Source organism: Microcoleus sp. B4-C2, assembly GCF_036705265.1.
Lineage (GTDB): Bacteria > Cyanobacteriota > Cyanobacteriia > Cyanobacteriales > Microcoleaceae > Microcoleus.
This window is the reverse complement of the sequence record NZ_JAUBUB010000193.1, coordinates 1-3,093: the sequence shown is the minus strand read 5'-3', so window position 1 is coordinate 3,093 and position 3,093 is coordinate 1. Positions and strand designations below refer to the sequence as shown.

General features: G+C 39.6%; 3 protein-coding genes. 1 reads left to right on the top strand and 2 read right to left on the bottom strand.

All coding sequences use genetic code 11. From position 1 onward, the window contains the following. Nucleotides 1–399: 399 nt before the first annotated feature. Nucleotides 400–1,593 (bottom strand): IS66 family transposase, encoded by a 1,194-nt coding sequence (locus QUB20_RS28280; protein ID WP_333291836.1) that lies wholly within the window; start codon nt 1,591–1,593, stop codon nt 400–402. Nucleotides 1,594–1,832: 239 nt separating this feature from the next. Then, on the bottom strand, nt 1,833–2,090 hold the full coding sequence (locus QUB20_RS28275) for a hypothetical protein (RefSeq protein WP_333199374.1): 258 nt from the start codon (nt 2,088–2,090) through the stop codon (nt 1,833–1,835). A gap of 63 nt (nt 2,091–2,153) precedes the next feature. Between QUB20_RS28275 and QUB20_RS28270 the strand changes: the two genes are divergently transcribed. Further along, nucleotides 2,154–2,468: a hypothetical protein gene (locus QUB20_RS28270; protein ID WP_333291835.1), complete on the top strand. Its 315-nt coding sequence runs from the start codon at nt 2,154–2,156 to the stop codon at nt 2,466–2,468. Nucleotides 2,469–3,093 lie beyond the last annotated feature (625 nt).

The following is a 3,093-nucleotide window of genomic DNA, read 5'->3' as shown; positions in this document are numbered from 1 at the left end:
AATTGCTGAAATCAGCATTTTATAGGATTCGTATGTCTATTTTCAGAATTCTATCAATAAGCGTTCAACACTTCTGGCTATCTCTATACAGGTGAACAAAAGAAACTGGGGGCTCCACGTAAATATGATGGCAAGGTTGACTGCCATGATTTGAGTCGTCTTAATTTTGTTAAAGAAATAAAACCCGGAGTTTCATTATATACCTTGGTGGTGTGGAGTTGTTGTTTAAATTGCCAAATTAGGTTGGCTTGTATCTCTGAGGTTCAAGCCAACGGAGAAATTAAAAATGCTTTATTATTTAGCACTGATATTCACTTACCGCCTGAGCAAATTGTTGAATATTATCAGGCTCGTTTTCAGATAGAATTTATGTATCGGCTCAATAAATAGGGGGAGCAGTTATTCTAGTTGCCAAGACAAGCCCAAGGGATGAAGAGAAGATTTTTCGCGAATAATAGTAGATAGAGAGGGAATAACTCGAAGTTGAGAAATTCGGTCCCGGACATAATCGAAAAAACTGATTCCCAACTGACGAGTAGTAGCAACAAGAGACATAAAAGTATCCCAAGCCCTCGTACCCTCAATCGTTTGAGTTGCATAGCTAATATTACGTCGCTGCACCATAGTTCTGGCAGCTAACTCAGCCGGATTATTGTGTAAAGGTAATTCAGGATGCTCTAAAACTCTCAGCAACTCCGATACTTTTGTCGCAGTTAATTGTTTGCGTTCATCCAACAATTCATAGCCACTCGGAGTTTCAAAAAGCAGCCGAAACTTAGCCTTTAAAGGCTGTGCAGCTTCGGGACTGGGAGCATCTTTATAAGCTAATAATTCCCGATAATAATCCCAAAAATCTTCGATAAACTGCCCTAAAATTACTTGATGGCAAGGGAATACCGGGCTTAACTTCTTGTAATGCCTTCCCTCGTGTACCCAACATAACGCTCGCTCGGCAGTGATTAACTTGAATTGCGGAGCATCATCACAACAAAGAGTTTGTACGACTGGACAATCTGTTTGCTGATGGTAGAAGGCAATAGCTGCTGCTTCCTTAATCCTGGTCAGTTGTTGAACACCCAGTTTGGGTAGATACTTATTGAGTAGGTGATTAAACTGTGACTCACTCAACACCGTTTCTTGAGGTAATAGCTTGAGAGCATTCTGCCATTTAGTCGGGATTTTGAAGTCCCCAATTAGTGAGAATGTGAGTGGATTCAACAGGAATTCTAGTTCTCGTCCTGGCTGTAATCCTTTCAGGACAGTCAATCTGTCTTTATTCGCTGTTGTAAAGTAGACTGTATATAAAGGGTTGCAGATGATATTGGTAGTATGGTTTACTCCACCTACACGCGCACCAGTTTGGTCGAAGTGTTGCCAAGGACTACTTGCTAGTCCTGAATCATAAACTTCTTTTTTCTCGGTTTCAAAAAGGAAGTGGTTTTTGATTAACAGGTTGGATAAATAACCCGCTGATATAGAAATACCTAGATCTGCTAAAAACTCCAGTAGTTTGCCTTGCGTCATATTGCCACCATAGTACAAACTAATGATTAAGGCTTTGATTCCTGGTCCAAATTCTCCTTCGTAGCCCATTGGTAATTCTGCTACATAAGTTTTTCCGACTGAGGGTGAGTAATATTTCTGTTTGCGGAATAATATGTTGTCGGTTGCCAAGCTGATATCTTGGATGATTACTTGTTCGTATCCTTTAAATTCTGCATCGGCTGGTAGTTGGTATGCAAGGATATTCTAGTATTTCTTCTCGATCTATTTTAATTGTGGCGTTCTTACTGCCTTTGCTGTGCTTTTTTGGCGTTTTTCGTTCTTTCTCGCTATGAGTGCTGGCTTTTGAATCCTTTGGACTTGGCTTTGATGTCTGGTTTTCCTTGCTCTCCCTTCAATCGGTTATTTTCATCTTTTAACCGTTGATTCTCTGACTCCAAGTCTTTGACTTTTAATTCTAATTGCTCTATTAGGTTCAGTAATATCTCTACTGTGTGACGCATGGATTCGTCTGCAATACCTTTTGGGTCGATGGTTTGCAGTATCTTGAAGGATGACTTGTCTTGTGAAATAATCTTTGGCGTCATGTGTCCTATTTTATGACACTTTGTGTACTCTGCTTACTTTTTTTTCTCTCCTACCCCTACTTATTGAGCGGATACGAATTTATTTTTCGTGATGCCAAGCAATTTACGGGATTGTCTGATTGTCAAGCTCGTCATTTACCACGGCTTGATTTTCACTTTAATGCCAGTATAATTGCCTTAAACTTAGCCAAACATGAACTTTCTAGTTGTCATTCATCTGCCAAATCTTTTGTGTTTTCTATGGCCTCTTATAAACGTCTGGAATTCAATAAGCATCTACTTTCTACCTTTATTGATAAGTTAGATTTAGACCCGGATTTGATTTTAAATCACCCTAACCTTCCTTCAGTCTTGTCTTATGGTACTCTGGCTGCTTAAAAACTGTCCGGAGTATTGCAATAAAAACACATATATTTTGTTCACTTCAAGCTTTTGTGAAATTGGAGTTTATGCGCTCTGAAAACATAATTAGCAATTGGTATGAAGTACAGAGGAATCTGTTTACTTCTGTTGTCCGTGAGCATATTTTTGCCAACCTTCACAACGATGCCATTATCTAGACTACATAGATGATATTTTTTGCCAATGCGTAAGTCCTAACATCTTAAAAAACTTAAACGAAGCTGCACCTGCAACGAAGCGACCCAAAGATTCGGCGATTGGGCACCTATACTCGATTCACGAAATAGCCCAGATGCAACAAGGGAGGAGCGAGCACCGACTCGGCTGCACACAGTCTTCCTGGCTAGATTAAATGAACCACTCTATCAGCTTGAATTCAATGCAATATTGCAGCTAGTAGAAATAAGCAAGTAGAGAAATTACTACAAAAAGATTCGGTTCCCTCTACTAACACCACCAGAGTAAGAACGCTATAGTTGATAAACGTCGAAAAGAGGGCAGCTTGAAGCGATGCCCCCAAGGCGCTGAACCTAGAAAAAAGAATAGTTTGAAAGCTTAAAGCACTATTAACCTCGTCAAAAAATTAAGATAGAGAGTAAAA

Excerpts from the sequence above, each read along its gene's own strand:
- QUB20_RS28275 (WP_333199374.1), bottom strand. The coding sequence starts at position 2,090 with ATGACGCCAAAGATTATTTCACAAGACAAGTCATCCTTCAAGATACTG.
- QUB20_RS28280 (WP_333291836.1), bottom strand. The coding sequence starts at position 1,593 with ATGGGCTACGAAGGAGAATTTGGACCAGGAATCAAAGCCTTAATCATT.